This window comes from Streptomyces sp. NPDC048507, assembly GCF_043199995.1.
Classification (GTDB): Bacteria; Actinomycetota; Actinomycetes; order Streptomycetales; family Streptomycetaceae; genus Streptomyces.
The window spans coordinates 62,905-80,832 of the sequence record NZ_JBICWZ010000013.1 but is presented as its reverse complement, the minus strand read 5'-3'; the positions used below and the strand labels follow the sequence as shown (position 1 = coordinate 80,832).

17 protein-coding genes and 1 riboswitch are annotated in these 17,928 nt (G+C 72.8%); of the genes, 11 read left to right on the top strand and 6 right to left on the bottom strand.

The features are described 5' to 3' along the window. Positions 1-19: 19 nt before the first annotated feature. Positions 20-970, bottom strand: a complete 951-nt coding sequence (locus tag ACGFXC_RS29010; RefSeq protein ID WP_393717643.1) for a glucosyl-3-phosphoglycerate synthase — start codon at positions 968-970, stop codon at positions 20-22. 195 nt (positions 971-1,165) lie between these two features. Continuing rightward, a riboswitch (SAM riboswitch) is annotated at positions 1,166-1,323 on the top strand. 17 nt (positions 1,324-1,340) lie between these two features. On the opposite strand from ACGFXC_RS29010, the gene thrC reads away from it, so the two are divergent. The 9 genes from thrC to ACGFXC_RS28965 all read left to right on the top strand — a co-directional run bounded on the left by thrC (position 1,341) and on the right by ACGFXC_RS28965 (position 11,562). After that, positions 1,341-2,630, top strand: coding sequence for a threonine synthase (gene thrC, locus ACGFXC_RS29005; RefSeq protein WP_393717641.1), 1,290 nt, complete (start codon positions 1,341-1,343; stop codon positions 2,628-2,630). A gap of 34 nt (positions 2,631-2,664) precedes the next feature. Then, entirely contained in the window at positions 2,665-2,940 is a 276-nt protein-coding gene (locus ACGFXC_RS29000; protein WP_393717639.1) for a MoaD/ThiS family protein, read from the top strand. A 403-nt stretch (positions 2,941-3,343) separates the two neighbouring features. Next, complete coding sequence (locus ACGFXC_RS28995; RefSeq protein ID WP_008743607.1) at positions 3,344-3,550, top strand: cold-shock protein; 207 nt, start codon at positions 3,344-3,346, stop codon at positions 3,548-3,550. A 325-nt stretch (positions 3,551-3,875) separates the two neighbouring features. After that, positions 3,876-5,498, top strand: coding sequence for a chaperonin GroEL (gene groL, locus ACGFXC_RS28990; RefSeq protein ID WP_393717637.1), 1,623 nt, complete (start codon positions 3,876-3,878; stop codon positions 5,496-5,498). Between the two features lie 152 nt (positions 5,499-5,650). Beyond that, a complete protein-coding gene (locus ACGFXC_RS28985) occupies positions 5,651-6,274 on the top strand; it encodes a phosphoribosylanthranilate isomerase (RefSeq protein ID WP_393717635.1) in 624 nt (207 codons plus the stop codon). A 42-nt stretch (positions 6,275-6,316) separates the two neighbouring features. After that, positions 6,317-7,054, top strand: coding sequence for a beta-glucanase (locus tag ACGFXC_RS28980; RefSeq protein ID WP_393717633.1), 738 nt, complete (start codon positions 6,317-6,319; stop codon positions 7,052-7,054). Between the two features lie 88 nt (positions 7,055-7,142). Continuing rightward, a complete protein-coding gene (locus ACGFXC_RS28975; RefSeq protein WP_393717631.1) occupies positions 7,143-8,639 on the top strand; it encodes an alanine/glycine:cation symporter family protein in 1,497 nt (498 codons plus the stop codon). Between the two features lie 269 nt (positions 8,640-8,908). Beyond that, a complete protein-coding gene (locus tag ACGFXC_RS28970) occupies positions 8,909-10,093 on the top strand; it encodes a S8 family serine peptidase (RefSeq protein ID WP_393717629.1) in 1,185 nt (394 codons plus the stop codon). Between the two features lie 155 nt (positions 10,094-10,248). Then, the gene (locus ACGFXC_RS28965) at positions 10,249-11,562 is read left to right on the top strand and encodes a lipase family protein (protein WP_393717627.1); all 1,314 of its coding nucleotides are present in this window, start codon (positions 10,249-10,251) and stop codon (positions 11,560-11,562) included. A gap of 40 nt (positions 11,563-11,602) precedes the next feature. On the opposite strand, the gene ACGFXC_RS28960 is transcribed toward ACGFXC_RS28965, so the two are convergent. Genes ACGFXC_RS28960 through ACGFXC_RS28950 form a run of 3 tightly spaced genes read right to left on the bottom strand, consistent with a single transcriptional unit; the run spans position 11,603 to position 14,973 of the window. Then, entirely contained in the window at positions 11,603-13,090 is a 1,488-nt protein-coding gene (locus ACGFXC_RS28960; RefSeq protein ID WP_393717625.1) for a PTS transporter subunit EIIC, read from the bottom strand. Positions 13,091-13,129: 39 nt separating this feature from the next. Further along, entirely contained in the window at positions 13,130-14,113 is a 984-nt protein-coding gene (murQ, locus tag ACGFXC_RS28955) for an N-acetylmuramic acid 6-phosphate etherase (protein WP_393717623.1), read from the bottom strand. Positions 14,114-14,124: 11 nt separating this feature from the next. Further along, positions 14,125-14,973 carry a MurR/RpiR family transcriptional regulator gene (locus ACGFXC_RS28950; protein ID WP_393717621.1) on the bottom strand — a complete coding sequence of 283 codons (849 nt, stop codon included), beginning with the start codon at positions 14,971-14,973 and terminating at the stop codon, positions 14,125-14,127. 253 nt (positions 14,974-15,226) lie between these two features. On the opposite strand from ACGFXC_RS28950, the gene ACGFXC_RS28945 reads away from it, so the two are divergent. Together ACGFXC_RS28945 and ACGFXC_RS28940 are read left to right on the top strand one after the other, a co-directional pair. Further along, a complete protein-coding gene (locus ACGFXC_RS28945) occupies positions 15,227-15,604 on the top strand; it encodes a hypothetical protein (protein ID WP_393717619.1) in 378 nt (125 codons plus the stop codon). A gap of 7 nt (positions 15,605-15,611) precedes the next feature. Further along, complete coding sequence (locus ACGFXC_RS28940; RefSeq protein ID WP_393717617.1) at positions 15,612-15,878, top strand: DUF4031 domain-containing protein; 267 nt, start codon at positions 15,612-15,614, stop codon at positions 15,876-15,878. A 22-nt stretch (positions 15,879-15,900) separates the two neighbouring features. On the opposite strand, the gene ACGFXC_RS28935 is transcribed toward ACGFXC_RS28940, so the two are convergent. Continuing rightward, the gene (locus tag ACGFXC_RS28935) at positions 15,901-17,121 is read right to left on the bottom strand and encodes a Cmx/CmrA family chloramphenicol efflux MFS transporter (protein WP_393717835.1); all 1,221 of its coding nucleotides are present in this window, start codon (positions 17,119-17,121) and stop codon (positions 15,901-15,903) included. A gap of 119 nt (positions 17,122-17,240) precedes the next feature. Beyond that, positions 17,241-17,906, bottom strand: coding sequence for a hypothetical protein (locus ACGFXC_RS28930; protein ID WP_393717615.1), 666 nt, complete (start codon positions 17,904-17,906; stop codon positions 17,241-17,243). Between the last annotated feature and the right edge of the window lie 22 nt (positions 17,907-17,928).

Sequence of the window (17,928 nt, the reverse complement as noted above, 5' to 3'; positions counted from 1 at the left end):
ACGCCACATCTCCGGCCGCTCAGGCCACCCGGCTGCGCGCGTACTCGGCGATCGAGGCCATCGGCGGCCGCTCCTCGGTGTCCACCGGGTAGGTGCGCGGCACGAACCCGTCCGGCCCCCGCTCGAACTGCGTCAGCTCGGGGCGTACGAGGTGCGCGCGCGAGAGCCGCAGCTGGGCCGTGCGGTAGATCGCGGCGGCCATCCGGCCCAGCGCCCGCCCGTCCTGGTGCCGGTGCAGCCGGACCCCGACGTCGACCTGGGCCAGCGCGTCGAGGCCGACCGTGTGCAGCGCGTCCACCAGCAGGCCCAGCTCGACGCCGTAGCCGACGGGGAAGGGCAGCCGCTCCAGCAGCGAGCGCCGTACGGCGTACTCGCCGCCCAGCGGCTGGACGAACCCGGCCAGCTGCGGCCAGTTCAGGTTCAGCAGCGGGCGGGCCACCAGCTCGGTGACCCGACCGCCCTGGCCCGGGGCGTCGCCGAGCGGGCGGTCGTACATGGCCTTGACGAACTGCACCTGCGGATCGGTCAGCAGCGGCCCGACGATCCCGGAGACGAAGGACGCGGAGAAGTCCCGCAGGTCGGCGTCGACGAAGCAGACGACGTCGCCCGTCGTCGCGAGCAGCGAGCGCCACAGCACCTCGCCCTTGCCGGGCAGCGCCGGGATCCGCGGCAGGATCGCGTCCCGGTGCACGACCCGGGCGCCGGCCTCGGCGGCCACCTGCGCCGTACGGTCGACGGACCCGGAGTCGACCACGACCAGCTCGTCCACCAGGGGGGTCGCGAGGCCGTCGACGAGATCGCGCCGGATCACCTCGACGATCTGCCCGACCGTGGCCTCCTCGTCGAGCGCGGGCAGCACCACGCTGACCGTCGTCCCGGCCGCCCGTTTCCGGTCGAGCAGCTGGTCGAGCGGTCGGTCGGCGGCGGACCAGGAGCGGTCTGCCAGCCAGCGCTCCACCTCATCCAGCACTCTCAGCACTCCCTGCCTGTCGGCGTCACTCGTTGTTTTGGGGCGAAATGTGATCCATCTCGCCGTTCGGACGGCTGTCTCAACCACCCGGGCCTTCGGTTACAGTCTTGAACAACGCGAAGGACCACCGCATGCCGGGGGTCCCCGCGCACAAACGCACCGGCGCGCCATAGAGCGCGTGTGCCGGTGCCATACCGCTCATCCAGAGGGGCAGAGGGACACGGCCCGTTGAAGCCCCGGCAACCCTCCAGTCGGTTCTCGCGATGCGTTTTCGACGCACTCCCGCGAGGTCCCCGGCTCGGGAAGGTGCCAATTCCGTCTCATGGCGAAGTGCGCCATGGGGAAGATGAGGAGAAAGGGCCTCGCCGTCATGGCTGCACAGACTGTCGCCACTTCCGCCAACCTCGGATCCGTCGATCTCGGACCCGCCACCGGCCTTTCCTGCCGCGAGTGCGGAACCCGCTTCGAGCTCGGTCCCGTCTTCGCCTGCGTCGAGTGTTTCGGCCCGCTCGAAGTCGCCTACGACCTGCCGCTCGGCGACCCGGAGGCCCTGCGCGCGGCCATCGAGGCCGGTCCGGACAACATCTGGCGCTACGCACCGCTGCTGCCCGTCCCCGCGGACGTGGCCTCCAAGCCCAGCCTGAACCCCGGCTTCACCAAGCTCGTGGACGCGGCGAACCTGGCCAAGGAGCTGGGCGTCACCGGCAAGCTCTACGTCAAGGACGACTCGGGCAACCCGACGCACTCCTTCAAGGACCGCGTCGTGGCCATCGCCGTCGAGGCGGCCCGCGCCTTCGGCTTCACCACCCTCTCCTGCTCCTCCACCGGCAACCTGGCCGGCGCCGTCGGCGCCGCGGCCGCCCGCGCCGGTTTCCGCTCCTGCGTGTTCATCCCGCACGACCTGGAGCAGGGCAAGGTCGTCATGGCCGGTGTCTACGGTGGCGACCTGGTCGGCATCGAGGGCAACTACGACGACGTCAACCGCTTCTGCTCCGAGCTCATCGGCGACCCGCTGGGCGAGGGCTGGGGCTTCGTCAACGTCAACCTGCGCCCCTACTACGGCGAGGGCTCCAAGACCCTGGCGTACGAGATCTGCGAGCAGCTCGGCTGGCGGCTGCCCGACCAGATCGTCATCCCGATCGCGTCCGGCTCCCAGCTGACGAAGATCGACAAGGGTCTGCAGGAGCTGATCAAGCTCGGTCTGGTCGAGGACAAGCCGTACAAGATCTTCGGCGCCCAGGCCGAGGGCTGCTCCCCGGTGTCCACCGCCTTCAAGGCCGGGCACGACGTGGTCCGCCCGCAGAAGCCGGACACCATCGCCAAGTCCCTCGCCATCGGCAACCCGGCGGACGGCCCGTACGTCCTGGACATCGCGCGGCGCACCGGCGGCTACGTCGAGGACGTCGACGACACCCAGGTCGTCGAGGCCATCAAGGTCCTGGCGCAGACCGAGGGCATCTTCGCCGAGACCGCGGGCGGCGTGACCGTCGGCGTGACGAAGAAGCTCATCGAGAACGGGCAGCTCGACCCGTCGCTGACCACCGTGATCCTGAACACCGGTGACGGCCTCAAGACCCTGGAGGCGGTGGCCGCCGACAGCGGCCAGAGCGCCACCATCCGCCCCAGCCTGGACGCGTTCCGCGCCGCCGGCCTGGCCTGACCCTTCCCCCGCATCCCGGAAAGGCGGTAGCGCCATGAGCGTCAACGTCCGCATCCCCACCATCCTGCGCACCTACACCGGCGGCGTCGCCGAGGTCCCGGCCGAGGGCGCGACCCTGGCCGAGGTCATCGAGTCCCTGGAGCGCAGCCACCCCGGCATCGCCGCCCGGGTCCTGGACGACCAGGGCAAGCTGCGCCGCTTCGTGAACGTCTACGTCAACGACGACGACGTGCGCTTCGAGGGCGGCCTGGAGGCGGCGACGCCCGACGGCGCCGGCGTCTCGATCATCCCGGCCGTCGCGGGCGGCTGACGCTCCTGCCCCTCCGGGCGCCGGACGTAAAGTGAATTGCCCCCTCCGCTCATAAGCGGAGGGGGCAATTCTGCTTGATTGGGCGCGGTAAGGTTGGGGAAGTCCCCTCCGCCGTTCTTGCCCGCCGCATATGAACGGGGCCGGCGAGGGTTGACATTGAGTCAACATGGGTGCGCCCTTTGGGTCTTTGGCGAGGATTGCCGGGCCCGAGTTGCCCGGCAATATGCCAAATTTTCACTCTATTTCAATGTTTCCCGGTGTCCAGAATTCTCGTCGGAATGACCTGTCGCAGACAGCACCGGTGCGGATACATTCAGCCGCGGTCGAGGCGTTCCGGCGCAACTTCTGACCCGGGTCCGCGAAGTGCGGACCCGCGCAAGGGCCAGTAATAGGGGAGTTAGGCATGGCTCAGGGCACCGTCAAGTGGTTCAACGCGGAGAAGGGCTACGGCTTCATCGCGGTCGACGGTGGTGCGGATGTGTTCGTCCACTACAGCGCCATCCAGATGGACGGGTACCGCACCCTTGAAGAGGGTCAGCGGGTCGAGTTCGAGATCTCGCAGGGCCAGAAGGGTCCGCAGGCGGACATGGTCAAGCTCGCTGCCGGCTGAGTCCCCAGCGCGATCGACCACCGACGCACAGACACCACGAGGGGCCCACATCCCGGACACGGGATGCGGGCCCCTCGTGCGTTGTGCGGCCCCGCCGCACGGCCGGAAGCCGTCCCGGATCATCCGGAGCCGCTTGCACTCGCGGGGGTCGAGTGCTAATCATTGGCGTTAGCACTCTCCAGGTGAGAGTGCTACTAAAGACGAGGACCGGGTCGGTGAGGCCCGACGGGTCCGGCGGGAAGGAACCGCCGGCTCCGCAGGCCGTCCGTCGCGGGCGCGGGCGCGGTCCGGAGCAATCCACCCCTGTCCGGGAGGACCACTTCAGATGGCCAAGATCATTGCGTTCAACGAGGAGGCCCGGCGCGGTCTCGAGCGTGGCATGAACCAGCTCGCCGACGCCGTCAAGGTCACCCTTGGCCCCAAGGGTCGCAACGTCGTCCTTGAGAAGAAGTGGGGCGCCCCCACGATCACCAACGACGGCGTCTCCATCGCCAAGGAGATCGAGCTCGAGGACCCGTACGAGAAGATCGGCGCCGAGCTGGTCAAGGAAGTCGCCAAGAAGACGGACGACGTCGCCGGCGACGGTACGACCACCGCCACCGTTCTCGCCCAGGCGCTCGTCCGCGAGGGCCTGCGCAACGTGGCCGCCGGTGCCAACCCGATGGCCCTCAAGCGCGGTATCGAGAAGGCCGTCGAGGCCGTCTCCGCCGCCCTGCTGGCGCAGGCCAAGGACGTCGAGACCAAGGAGCAGATCGCTTCCACGGCCTCCATCTCCGCCGCCGACACCCAGATCGGCGAGCTCATCGCCGAGGCCATGGACAAGGTCGGCAAGGAAGGCGTCATCACCGTCGAGGAGTCGCAGACCTTCGGTCTGGAGCTCGAGCTCACCGAGGGCATGCGCTTCGACAAGGGCTACATCTCGGCGTACTTCGCCACCGACATGGAGCGTATGGAGGCGTCCCTCGACGACCCGTACATCCTGATCGTCAACTCCAAGATCGGCTCGGTCAAGGACCTGCTGCCGCTCCTGGAGAAGGTCATGCAGTCCGGCAAGCCGCTGCTGATCATCGCCGAGGACGTCGAGGGCGAGGCCCTGTCGACCCTGGTCGTCAACAAGATCCGCGGCACCTTCAAGTCCGTCGCGGTCAAGGCCCCGGGCTTCGGCGACCGCCGCAAGGCCATGCTCGGCGACATCGCCATCCTCACGGGCGGCACCGTCATCTCCGAGGAGGTCGGCCTCAAGCTGGAGAACGCCGGTCTCGACCTGCTCGGCCGCGCCCGCAAGGTCGTCATCACCAAGGACGAGACGACCATCGTCGACGGCTCCGGTGACAGCGACCAGGTCCAGGGCCGCGTCAACCAGATCCGCGCCGAGATCGAGAACTCCGACTCGGACTACGACCGCGAGAAGCTCCAGGAGCGCCTCGCGAAGCTGGCCGGCGGCGTGGCCGTCATCAAGGCCGGCGCCGCGACCGAGGTCGAGCTCAAGGAGCGCAAGCACCGCATCGAGGACGCCGTCCGCAACGCGAAGGCGGCCGTCGAGGAGGGCATCGTCGCCGGTGGTGGCGTGGCCCTGCTCCAGGCCTCCTCGGTCTTCGAGAAGCTCGAGCTCACCGGCGACGAGGCGACCGGCGCCAACGCCGTCAAGCTCGCGCTGGAGGCCCCGCTCAAGCAGATCGCCGTCAACGGTGGTCTCGAGGGTGGCGTCGTCGTCGAGAAGGTGCGCAACCTGGCCGTCGGCCACGGTCTGAACGCCGCGACCGGCGAGTACGTCGACATGATCGCCGAGGGCATCATCGACCCGGCGAAGGTCACGCGCTCCGCGCTGCAGAACGCCGCGTCGATCGCCGCGCTGTTCCTGACGACCGAGGCCGTCATCGCCGACAAGCCCGAGAAGGCCGGTGCCCCCGCGGGCGGCGGCATGCCGGGCGGTGACATGGACTTCTGATCGGCCCCGGCTGATCGGCTGTTCTCGAACGAGGGCGGCACCCCGACCGGGGTGCCGCCCTCGGGCGTTCCCGGCGGGCCCGGGCCGCGGGCCGGGTGCCCGGTGGGCGGGACGTATCGCCGCGATGGGGACCGGTTTGGAAGACTCGGAGCATGACTGCAAGCAGTGGACCGTTCGTCAAGATCTGTGGGCTGAAGACCGCGCGGGACGTCGACGTGGCCGTGGCGGCCGGGGCCGACGCCGTCGGGTTCGTGTTCGCCGCCGCCAGCCCCCGGACCATCGGGGCCGGTGCCGCCCGCGACCTGGTGGCCCGGGTGCCCGAGGGCGTGCTGACCGTCGGAGTGTTCCGCGGCCAGGACGTCGAGGAGGTGCGCCGGCTCACCGAGGAGAGTGGCGTGCGCGGCGTACAGCTGCACGGGGACGAAGAACCCGCGTACTACACGACCCTGCGCGCCCCCGGGCGCACCCTGCTGCGGGCCACCGCCGAGCACGTCCGGCGCTGCGGCGAGTACGGCGAGGATCTGCTCCTGCTCGACGCCCCCGACCCGGGCTCCGGAAAGCCCTGGAACTGGGGGTCGGCGCAGTTCACGGCCCCCGAGGGGCGCTGGCTGCTGGCCGGCGGCCTCACCCCGGACACGGTCCGGGAGGCCCTCGCCGCGACCCGCGCCTGGGGGGTCGACGTCTCCAGCGGGGTCGAGGCCGAACGCGGGGTGAAGTCCCCCGAGCTGATCCGCGCCTTCATCGCCGCAGCGCGATCGTACGATTACTCTCAGTGAGAACGGCGGTGTGGGGCGCCGCCGGGCGGGCAGAACCGCCCCATGGAACCGGAAACGCTCGGATGGCTGCGGCGCCTGACCCGCCGCCTCGCCCCCGGGGGCGGCGGGGGCCTGCCCGTGCTCGCCCCGCGCCTCAGCCCCGTCTTCACCGCCGACTTCACCTCGACCGCCCAGTGGGTGGCCGGCCGCTCCTGGGCCTATCCCGACGGCGGCCCGGTCAACCCGGGCGACAACAAGCTCGACCACCTCACCGACGACCCCGCCTACAGCCGCGGCGGGACCTTCCTGGCCACCCTGCGCCCCGACGGCGACTGGGACACCGGGCTGCTGACCACCGAGGGCAGCGACCAGGGGTTCACCGTCCGCACCGGTGACGTGCTGGAGGCCCGGGTGCGGCTGCCGCTGGAGACGGGGGCCTGGCCCGCGATCTGGACCTGGCGCGACGGCGGCCAGGAGATCGACGTCTTCGAGTACCACCCCGACAACCCCGACCTGCTGGAGCTGTCCAACCACGTCCGCGAGGCGCACCGCTACCACCGCGATCCGTCGGTCCGGCCCGGTGCCTGGGTGGACCTGAAGGTGGAGTTCGGCCGCAGCTCCGTCGTCTGGTGGGTCAACGGCAGGCGCGTCTTCGCCGACCGGCGGGGCGTCGGGCGCGGCTGGTACGCGTACCTCATCGTCAACCTCTCGGTGTCCGCGGGCCGTTACCACCCGGCGCCCGGCCCGGAGCTGACCCGCATGTCCTACGAGGTGTCCCGGCTGCGGGTGCTGCGGGCCTGACGGGCGGCGCGCACGGGGGCCTTCGGGCCCGGCCGGAGCGGACCAAGGTCCCTGTCGGGGGGCCTTCGGCCCCGGGAGACTTCGGTGCATGGACACCCTGGACACCCTGGTCGTCACCGTCAACGACCACCTCTGGACCTACCTGCTGATCCCGCTGGTGGTCGGTGCCGGCCTGTACTTCACGGTCCGGTCCCGCGGTGTGCAGCTGCGCCTGCTGCCCGAGATGTTCCGCGTGGTGAAGGAGAAGACCCCGCCGCGCGCCGACGGCCGCAAGCAGGTGTCCTCGTTCGGGGCGTTCACCATCTCGGCGGCGGCCCGCGTCGGCACCGGCAACATCGCCGGTGTCGCGACGGCCATCACGCTGGGCGGCGCGGGCGCGGTGTTCTGGATGTGGGTGATGGCGGTGATCGGCGCCGCCTCCGCCTTCGTGGAGTCGACCCTCGCCCAGCTGTACAAGGTCCGGGGCGCCACCGGCGCCTACCGGGGCGGACCGGCCTACTACATGCAGCGGGCCCTCGGGAAGCGCTGGCTCGGCGTGCTCTTCGCGGTGACGATCACCCTCACCTTCGGCTTCGTCTTCAACGCGGTGCAGGCCAACACCATCACGTCCGTCGCGGCGGGCTCCCTCCCGGAGGCCGGCACGGCCTGGTTCGGTCCGGCGGCCGGCGTGCTGCTCGCGGCGCTGCTGGGGTTCGCCGTGTTCGGCGGGGTCCGGCGGATCTCCTCGGTGACCACCGTGCTGGTCCCGGTGATGGCCGTGGTCTACCTGCTGCTCGGCGTCACCGTGGTGCTGCTCAACATCACCGAGTTCCCGCGCGTCATCGCCGACATCGTGGGCGGCGCCTTCGGGCTGCGCGAGCTGGCGGCGGGCGGTCTCGGGGCGGCGGTGCAGCAGGGCATCCGGCGCGGGATGTTCTCCAACGAGGCGGGTCTGGGTTCCGCCCCGAACGCGGGCGCGGCGGCCGAGGTCTCGCACCCGGTGAAGCAGGGGCTGGTGCAGTCCCTCGGCGTCTTCTTCGACACCCTCCTCGTCTGCACGATGACCGCCTTCATCGTGCTGGTGACCAACCCGGAGCTGTCCGGCCGGCAGGGCGCGGACCTCACGCAGACCGCGCTCGGCGGCTCCCTCGGGGCGTGGGCCGGGCACGTGCTGACGGTGGTCGTCTTCATGCTGGCCTTCAGCTCGATGGTCGGGAACTACTACTACGGCGAGACCAACATCCAGTTCATCACCCGCAGGCGCTGGGTCCTGCCCGGCTACCGGGTGCTCGTGCTCGCGGCGGTCGTCCTCGGCTCGCTCGGCTCGGTGTCGGTGGTGTGGAACATCGCGGACGTCTTCATGGGGCTGATGGCGCTGGTCAACCTGCTCGCGATCCTGCCGCTGTCGGCCATCGCCTTCCGGCTGCTGGAGGACTACCTGGTCCAGCGCCGGGCCGGTCTGGACCCCGTCTTCACCCGGGACCGGATGCCCGGCCTGCGGGGGGTCCAGTGCTGGGACCCGGTCCGGGCCCCGGCGGCCGGGGCGGGGGCGGGGGCCGGGGCCGTCGGGGCGGGCGCCGGGGCGCGGTCGGCGCCGTCGGCGTAGCGCGCACCGGTCGCCCGTACGGGTGGACTTGGCGGGAGTGCGTGCGGTGGCCCCGCGTGGGGCGCCGGAGCTGAAGAGACGTTTCCGCAGTGCGCGCGGCGGACCGGGCCCGGCGGCGGCGGGGGGTCGGCCAGGCGGCGGTGGGCGGCTCAAGTCGGCTCCGCAAGGAACCCGATGAAGCGGAGGGCCGCGCCCCCCCCGGGACCCGTTCCCCGGTGACGGGTGCGGCTCACCCACGCCGATCCACACGCACTTCAGGGAGCTCCCCCATGCGTCTGTTCGCCGCGCGCCTGACCACCGCCGCCGTCCTCGCCCTGACCCCCGTGGCGGCCGGTACGGCCTCCGCCGACACTCCGGAGCCCACCCCGGCACCGCTGCACACCTCCGCGAACGCCATTCCGGGCAGCTACATCGTCACGCTGGCCAAGTCCTTCCGTCCGGCGGAGTTCGCGAAGACGCTGGGCCTGGCGCCGAAGTTCACCTACGGCGAAGCGATCAACGGGTTCGCCGCGAACCTCGGCGACAAGCAGCTGAAGGCCGTCCGTGAGGCGTACGGCGTGCTCTCCGTGGACCAGGACGCGCGGGTGAGCGCCCCGCCGGCCCCGCAGAAGGAGGCCGGCGCGATGTCGCCCGCCCACTCGTGGGGGCTGGACCGGATCGACCAGCGTTTCCTGCCGCTCGACAACAACTTCAGCGCCCACGGCAGCGGCCAGGGGGTGACGGCGTACATCGTCGACACCGGCATCGACTTCGCGCACCCCGACTTCGGGGGCCGCGCGGTGCGCGGGTTCGACGCGATCGGTGACGGCCGGGGCGGGGCGGACTGCAACGGTCACGGCACGCACGTCGCGGGCACGGTCGGCGGCGCGACGTACGGGGTGGCGCGCAAGGCGAGCCTGGTCAGCGTCCGCGTCCTCGGCTGTGACGGCCGGGGCGCCTGGTCGGGGATCATCGCGGGCTTCGACTGGGTGGCGCGCAACGCCCACCAGCCGGCGGTCCTGAACGCCTCCCTGGGCGGGGACCGGCTGGAGTCCGTGAACGCCGCCGTGACGGCCGTGTCCGACCGGGGCGTGCTGCCGGTCATCGCGGCGGGCAACGACAACCGGGACGCCTGCCGGGTCTCGCCCGCCTCCGCCGCGCGCGTGGTGACGGTCGGCGCGACCAACCGCTTCGACGAGGAGACGGACTTCTCCAACTGGGGCGAGTGCCTCGACATCTACGCCCCGGGCCAGGAGATCACCTCCGCGAAGCTCGGCGGCGGCAGCACGGTCATGAACGGCACGTCGATGGCCGCGCCGCACGTCGCCGGTGTGGCGGCCCTCTACAAGGCCGAGCACCCCAGTGCCCTCCCGGCCGAGATCCACAACTTCCTCTCGGACAAGTCCACGAAGGACGTCATCGAGAACCTGAGCGACAACAGCCCGAACCAGCTGCTGTTCACCAACGGTCTCTGAGCTCCGGCCCCGGCGCCCGGGTGCGGTGCCGCGCGGCCCGGCGGCCGTGCGACACCGCACATATGAAACATCATCATGTGTGACAAATGGGGTGAATCTCCCTAGTCTCTGCTCCGGCGCCGAGCACATCGGCCGACGAAGGGACGGGACCGAGGATGAGACGACGGGTATCGGGGATCGCCGCGGCCGTGGCGGCGGCCCTCGTACTGGGCTGGTGCGGCACCGCCGCCACGGCCGCCCCCGCCGGGAACCCGGACGGCGGCCGGGGCCGGGCCGAGTGCGCGCCGGGCGTACCGCTCGGGCCCGAGGGCGAGCGGTTCTACGACCCGCCGTCGCCGCTGCCCGAGGGCGAGCACGGCGACCTGATCTGGGCCCGCCGCGTGCAGGCCCCCGGCGGTGCCCGCGCCTGCCGGATCCTCTACCTCTCCACCCTCGGCGACGGCAGGCCCGTCGCCGTGTCCGGCATCGTCGCCTGGCCCGACCGGGCGGCGCCGCGCCAGGGCCGCAACGTGGTGGCCTGGGCACACGGCACCGTCGGCGGACCGCGCGAGTGCGCCCCCTCCGCCGTGCCGGACCCGGCGGTCGACCTGGTCGACTACTTCACGTACGGGAGCCCGTGGGGCATCGACGTCGGCGTCCCGGCGCTCACCGACCTCCTCGCGGCGGGCGACGTCGTCGTCGGCACCGACTACCAGGGCCTCGGCACCCCCGGCGTGCACCAGTACGTCGTCGGGGCCACCGAATCCCGCAACGTCCTGGACTCCGTGCGCGCCGCCCGCCACATCGAGCTGGCGCACGCCAACGACAAGACCGCGGTGCTGGGCTGGTCGCAGGGCGGCGGCGCGGCGATGTTCATCGGCCAGAACGTGCGCCGGTACACCCCGGAGACCAGGCTGGTCGGCGTCGCCGGGCTGGCCCCCGCCGCCGACATCGGGCCGGAGTTCGAGGGGCTGGTGCTGCCCGGCCCCACCGACGCCACCTCCCCCTCCCACCAGGCGGCGCTGCGCGTCAACGTCTACCGGGGCTTCCTCGCCGCCTATCCGGAGCTGCGCGCCCCGGACGTGCTGAGGCCGGCCGGACTGGACGCCCTCCAGGGTGACGGGGTGGCGTGCATCGAGCACTTCTCCGACGTCATCCAGAACAACGTGGGCAACGCCGGACAGCTCGGCACCCTCTTCAAGCCGGTGCTGGAGGTGCCGCGGGCCTGGTACGAGCGCTTCCACGAGAACACCCCGGGCTACGCGCCGGGGGTGGCGCCGGTCCTCGTCATGCAGGGGACGGCCGACACCGTCATCAACCCGAACTCGACGACGGAGTACGTGAAGCGGGCCTGCGGCTTCAGCCAGCCCGTCCAGTACACGAAGTACCAGGGCGCTACGCACCAGACGATCCCGTTCGTGGCCCGGAGCGAGTACCTGACCTGGATCGCGGACCGCTTCGCGGGCCGTACGGCGCCGTCCAACTGCTGAGGCGCCGGGCCGCGGGGGCGGCCCGGCGCGCCGGCCACGGCTACGCCGGCACCGGCTCCTTCGCCGGTCCGGCGGCGCCGGCCCCGGCTCCGCCGGCCGGGCCGGGCTCGGCATCGGTGTTGAGGTCCTCCAGCATCTGCCGGGTGAAGCCGAAGAAGTAGGTCGCGGCGAAGCCGACGAGGTAGCCGGTCGCGAGCCCGCCCGCGTAGACGGCGACGGTCACGCCCATCCCGGCACTGCCGTCCAGCAGCGGGAACAGCGCCCAGCCGGAGGGGCCGATGGCCGTCGAACCGAAGCTCACGCCCAGCTGGTTGCAGAGGCCGACGAAGGCGCCGCCCGCCGCGCCGCCCGCGCAGGCGGTGATGAAGGGGCGGCCCAGCGGCAGGGAGACGCCGTAGATGAGCGGTTCGCCGACGCCCAGGAACCCGGCGGGCAGCGCGGACTTGATGGTGGCGCGCAGCGAACCGTTGCGGGGCAGCCGCAGGTAGACGGCGATGGCGGCGCCGACCTGGCCCGCGCCCGCCATGGCGAGGATGGGCAGCAGGACCGTGTAGCCGGACTGCTCGATCAAGGTGGTGTGGATCGGGATGAGGGCCTGGTGCAGGCCCAGCATGACCAGCGGGAGGAACAGCCCGCCGAGGACGAGTCCGGCGAAGGCGCCACCGGTGGCGAGCAGCCAGTTGGCGAAGGTGCCGATGGCGGTGGAGACCTCACCGGCGACGAACATCAGGCCGAAGAGGGTGACGAGGCCGGAGACCAGCACCGTGAGGGTGGGGGTGACGAGGACGTCCAGCGCCTCGGGGACCCACTTGCGGCACCACTTCTCGACCTGGACGGCGAGCAGGGCCGCGGCGAGCGCGCCGAGGACGCCGCCCTGGCCGGGGGACAGCTGCTGCCCGAACGCGTCGATCTTCGCGACGCCGGGGAAGACGATGATCGCGGCGACCGCGCCGCCGAGGATCGCGGTGCCGCCGAACTCCTTCGCCGTGTTGTAGCCGACGAAGACGGCGATCAGGGACATGAACCCGGAGGCCATCGCGGCGAGCGCCGGGACGAGCGCGGGCAGCCAGCCCAGGTTGGTGAGCAGGCCGTTCAGGCCGGCGAGGATGCCGCAGCCGATGAGCGCGGGGATCAGCGGGACGAAGATGTTCGCGATGCGCCGCAGGAACAGCTTGAAGGGGGTGGAGTTCTTCGCCTTCCGGGCGTCCTTGAGGGCCGCGCCCTGCGCCGCGAGCTCCTCGGCGGTGACCGGCTTCGGAGCCGCCGAGCGGCCCTCCTCGACGAGGGCTTCGAACTCGGGGGTGACGCGGGCGACGCTGCCCGGGCCGAGGACGATCTGGTACGTGTCGTCCTCGACGACGCCCATGACCGCGGGGACCGCCTTGAGGGCCTCCTCCTGGACGAGGGTGCGGTCGCGCAGGCCGATCCGCAGGCGGGTCATGCAGTGCGCGATGGAGGTGATGTTGTCCGGACCGCCGACCAGAGGAAGGATCGCGGCGGCTGTGGCGCGGTTCTTGTCAGTGGACATGGTGGTGTCGCCTTGGGTAGGGGGCGGGATGCGGGCGGGTCAGCGGGAGCCGGGGGCGGCGGTGGCGGCGGCCGGGCCACCGTCCGCGGCTCCGGCCGGGGCCTGGGCCTGGGCGAGGGCGGCGCGGAGGTGGCCGTCGGCGGCGGTGAGCAGGCGGGCCGCGGCTCGGCCGTCGACGCCGCCCAGGATGACGAGGATGGCGTCCTTCACCTCGCCGCCGGTAGCGGTGAGCGCGGCCTCGATCTCCGCGTCGGGGGCCCCGGTGGCGAGCGCGACGATGCGGCGGGAGCGGGCGCGCAGCTTCTCGTTGGAGGCGCGGACGTCGACCATGAGGTTCCCGTACGTCTTGCCGAGGCGGATCATCGTCACCGTCGAGATGAGGTTCAGTACGAGCTTCTGCGCGGTGCCCGCCTTCAGCCGGGTCGAGCCGGTCAGCAGCTCGGGGCCGACGACGACCTCGATGCCGTGCTCGGCCGCGGCGGCCAGCGCGGAACCGGGGTTGCAGGACAGTCCGACGGTCAGCGCGCCGCGGGCGCGGGCGGCCTCGACCGCGCCGATCGCGTACGGGGTGCGGCCGGAGGCGGAGATGCCGATGACGGTGTCGTCGGGGCCGATGCCCAGCGCGGCGAGGTCCTCGGCGGCCAGTTCCGCGGAGTCCTCGGCGCCCTCGACGGCCTTGACCATGGCGGAGGGGCCGCCCGCGATCAGGCCGACGACCCGCGCCGGGTCGGTGTTGAAGGTGGGCGGGCACTCGCTGGCGTCCAGGACGCCCATCCGGCCCGCGGTGCCGGCGCCCGCGTAGACGAGCCGGCCGCCGCGGGCCATGCGTACGGTGATCCCGTCGACGGCGGCGGCGATCGTCTCCAGCTGCCCCGCGACGGCGGCCGGGACGGTGGCGTCCTCGGCGTTCATGAGGCGGGCGATCTCCAGGGTGGACAGCCGGTCGATCTCCGCCAGCTCGGGGCGGAACGCCTCGGTGGTGAGCGTGTCGAGCTGGGCGCGGAGGGCGGCGTACGCGGTCATGGGCGGTGCTCCTAGCGGGTCGTGCGCTTGCTGGTGGGGGCGGTGGCGGAGTGCCGGGGGGCGAGGGCCTCGTAGGAGGAGGCCAGGGCGGGGGCGGCGGTCTCGTACGTCCGCTGCGCGACGCCGACGAACAGGCAGTCGACGACGAGGAGCTGACTGGTGCGGCTCGACATGGCGGCCGGGCGCAGCTGCGTCTCGCGGGCGGCGGAGGTGGCCAGGACGAAGTCGGCGTAGTGGGAGACGGGGCTGGCGGGGCGGCCGGTGACGGCGATGGTCGTCGCGCCGCGCTCGAAGGCGTGCCGCAGCGGCTCGATGACGTCGCCGGTGCTGCCGGAGTGGGTGACGGCGACGGCGACGTCCCCGGGGCGCAGCAGGACGGCGTTGGTGACGGCGAGGTGCGGGTCGTTGTGGGCGTGCGCGATCAGGCCGATGCGCAGCAGCTTCTGCGCCAGGTCCTGGCCGACGAGCCCGGAGGCGCCGACGCCGTAGATGTCGGTGCGGCGGGCCGCGGCGAGGGCGCCGACGGCGCCGGACAGCTGGGTCAGGTCGAGCCCGGCGGCGGTGTCGGCGAGGGTCTGCGCCTCCTCGTGGGCCAGCTTGGCGACGACGTCGGCGAGCGGGTCGTCGACGGCTATGTCGACGGTCACGGCGGGGGCCGCGCCCGACTCCTGCTGCGCGGCGAGCGCGGCGAGGGCCAGGCGCAGGTCGCGGTAGCCGGGATAGCCGAGGAGGCGGGCGGTGCGCACGACGGTGGCCTCGCTGGTGCCGGTGTGCTCGGCGAGGGCGGAGACGGTGAGCTGGGCGCAGCCGGCCGGATCGGAGGCCACGGCTTCGGCGACGGCCTGCACGGAGGGGGTCATGGACGGCCCGAGGCTGCGCACGCGGGCGCGCAGGGCGGCGGGGGCGGGGGTGGGAGCCGGTCGGTCCGCGGGGGCGGAGGCCGGGCCCGTTCCCGCGGCGCTGAAAATTTCCTTCGCGTTCTTCCTCACGCCTGAAACCTATTTTCAGGCGGGGCGGTCGGTCAAGACGCCATGGGGCCCGTGTTCCCCGGGACCTTCGGCCCCGGGGAAGGGGGTCTTCGCCGGCCGGGGGGTGCGGGTCCACAATGAGGCCATGGACACCCCGACCCCCCTGGAACAGGCGCTGCACGTCGCCCGCGCACTCGTTCTCGCCGATCTCGCCGCGGGTGAGGTCGCCGACGCCGACGTCGTCTCCCTCGTCGAGGACTCCGTCACCCACCGCCGGTGGTGGGTGGAGCAGTGGCCCGAGGGCGTCGACTACCTCGCCGGACTCGTCGCGCAGGACGTGAAGGACGCCCTGCTGGAGAAGTACGGGCGCTGGCCGCTGTGCCCGGTGTGCGGGCACGGCGAGCCGCACGCGCTGGACGTGGAGCCCGAGCTGGGGCCCGATCCGCACTGGGTGTGCTCGGAGGCGGGCGTGCGGGTGGCGGCCGTCGGGGGACTCGGGCCCGTCTTCCACCCGGGCCGGTGAGCCGCCCGTGACGCTCTACATCGACCCGCCGGTCTGGCCCGGGCACGGCCGCATGTGGTCGCACCTGGTCAGCGACGTCTCGTACGAGGAACTGCACGCCTTCGCGGCGGCCATCGGCTGCCCGGCGCGGGCCTTCGAGCGGGACCACTACGACGTGCCCGCGCACCGGTACGCGGACGCGGTCGGGGCGGGCGCGGTGGAGATCGGCAGCAAGGAGCTGGTGCGGCGGCTGACGGACGCGGGGCTGCGCCGGCCCAAGGGCCGCCCGGCCTGAGCGGGGCGGCCCGGGCCGGGGGCTACGCCTCGGCCGGCTGCGGGGCGGGGGCCGGGGCGGCGGAGCCCGAGGCGATCACGCGGGTCGCGCGGGGCCGCGTACGGCGGTCCAGGCGCAGGGCGATCACGGTGAGGGCGAGGGCGGCCAGGGTCATGGCGCCGCCCGCCCAGGCGGGGCTGACGAAGCCGTGGCCCGAGTCGATGACGGTGCCGCCGAGCCAGGGGCCGCCGGTGTTGCCCAGGTTGAAGGCGGCGGTGGTGGTGGCTCCGGCGAGGGTGGGGGCGGCTCCGGCGACGTTGAACATGCGGGCGTTGAGGGCCGGGGCGGTGGCGAACGCCGAGACGCCGAGCAGGAACGACAGGGCGACGGCGGCCACCTGTACGGAGGCCAGCAGCGCCAGCGCGGCGAGGAAGAGCGTGGAGGCGGTGATGCCCCAGAGCATCACCCCGAAGAGGTGCGCGTCCGCGATCCGGCCGCCGACGGTGGTGCCCACCAGGGCGCCCGCGCCGAACAGCGCGAGGATCCACGGCACCCACCCCGAGTCCAGCCCGGCCACGTCGGTGAGCAGCGGGGACAGGTAGCTGAAGGCGCAGAAGACGCCGCCCGCGGCGAGCGCCGTGATGCCGATCGCCAGCCACACCTGGCCGTCGCGGTAGATGCGCAGCTCGCGTCCCAGGCGGGGCTTCTCGGCGGGCAGCGGGATCTTGGGGATCAGCGCCAGGATCCCGGCCAGGGCGATGGCCGAGGCCACGCCGACCGACCAGAAGGCGGCCCGCCAGCCGAACTGCTCGCCGAGGAAGGCGCCCGCCGGAACGCCGAGGACGTTGGCGATGGAGAGGCCGCCGATCATCACGGCCATGGCGCGGGCCCGCTGGTCCTTGTCGACCATGGCGATGGCGACGGCCGCGCCGACGGCCCAGAACCCGGCGCAGGCGAGGGCCGAGACCACGCGGGAGGCGAAGAGCAGCCCGTACGAGGGGGCCAGCGCGCCCGCGACCTGCCCGAGGCCGAAGAGGGTGATCAGCGCGATCAGGGTGGTGCGGCGCGGCAGGCGCAGGGTGGCGACGGCCAGCAGCGGGGCGCCGACGACCATGCCGATCGCGAACGCGGATATCAGCAGCCCCGCCTGCGGGATCGTGACGCCCATGTCCTCGGCGATCGGCGGCAGGAGCCCGGAGAGCATGAACTCACTGGTGCCGAGCGCGAAGACGGACAGGCCGAGTATGTAGACGGCCACGGGCATGCGGGGGCGTGCGGAAGCTGCGGGCATGACATTCACAAACCACCGCGAACGCGGACGCATTCCCGGACGGGCCGTCGTATGTCAGGTCGGGCCGGGCCGGGTCGGGCCGGGCCGGGCGCTCAGGGCCGGGCGGTCAGGGCGTCGAGCTCGGCGGCGAGGTTGTGGCGGGCCGGGGCTTCCCAGTGGGCGGCGCCGTACGGGGTCCGGAAGAGCCGGGGCAGTCCGAGGAGCTGGCGCAGTACGGCGGCCCGCCCGGCCCGGAAGTCCTCGTCGGGCACGAAGGCGTACTCGGCGCGGACGGCGGCGGCGTAGGCGGCGTACCGCTGCGGGGAGCCGGCCAGGACGGCGAGGTCGGCGTCGCACAGGGCCTCGCCGTTGGTGTCGCCGGGGGCGGGGTCGTGGGTGACGGTGAGCCGCACCAGGCGGGCCACCTCGGCGGTGCGGGCGGGGCCGATGCCGAGCTCGGGGAGGGCGCGCTCGGCGAGGGCGGCGCTGCGCTCCTCGTTCTCGGAGCGGTCGGGACGGTAGACGGCGTCGTGGAACCAGGCGGCGAGCTCGACGGCGCTGGGGTCGGCGGCGTGCGGGGCGAGCTCGTCGGCCCGGGCCAGGACGTCGGCGAGGTGGCCGGTGGTGTGGTAGCGGCGCTGGGGCTCGGCCCAGGCGGCCAGGAGGCGGTCGGCGTAGGGGCCGGGGTCGAGGTCCGCACTCGCGCCGGCGGCGGTGACGGTCGCCCGCCAGCGGGCGTGCAGACCGGTGGTGTCGCGGTGCGCGGGGTCTGTGTTCATGCGCACATTGTGGGGGTGGCGT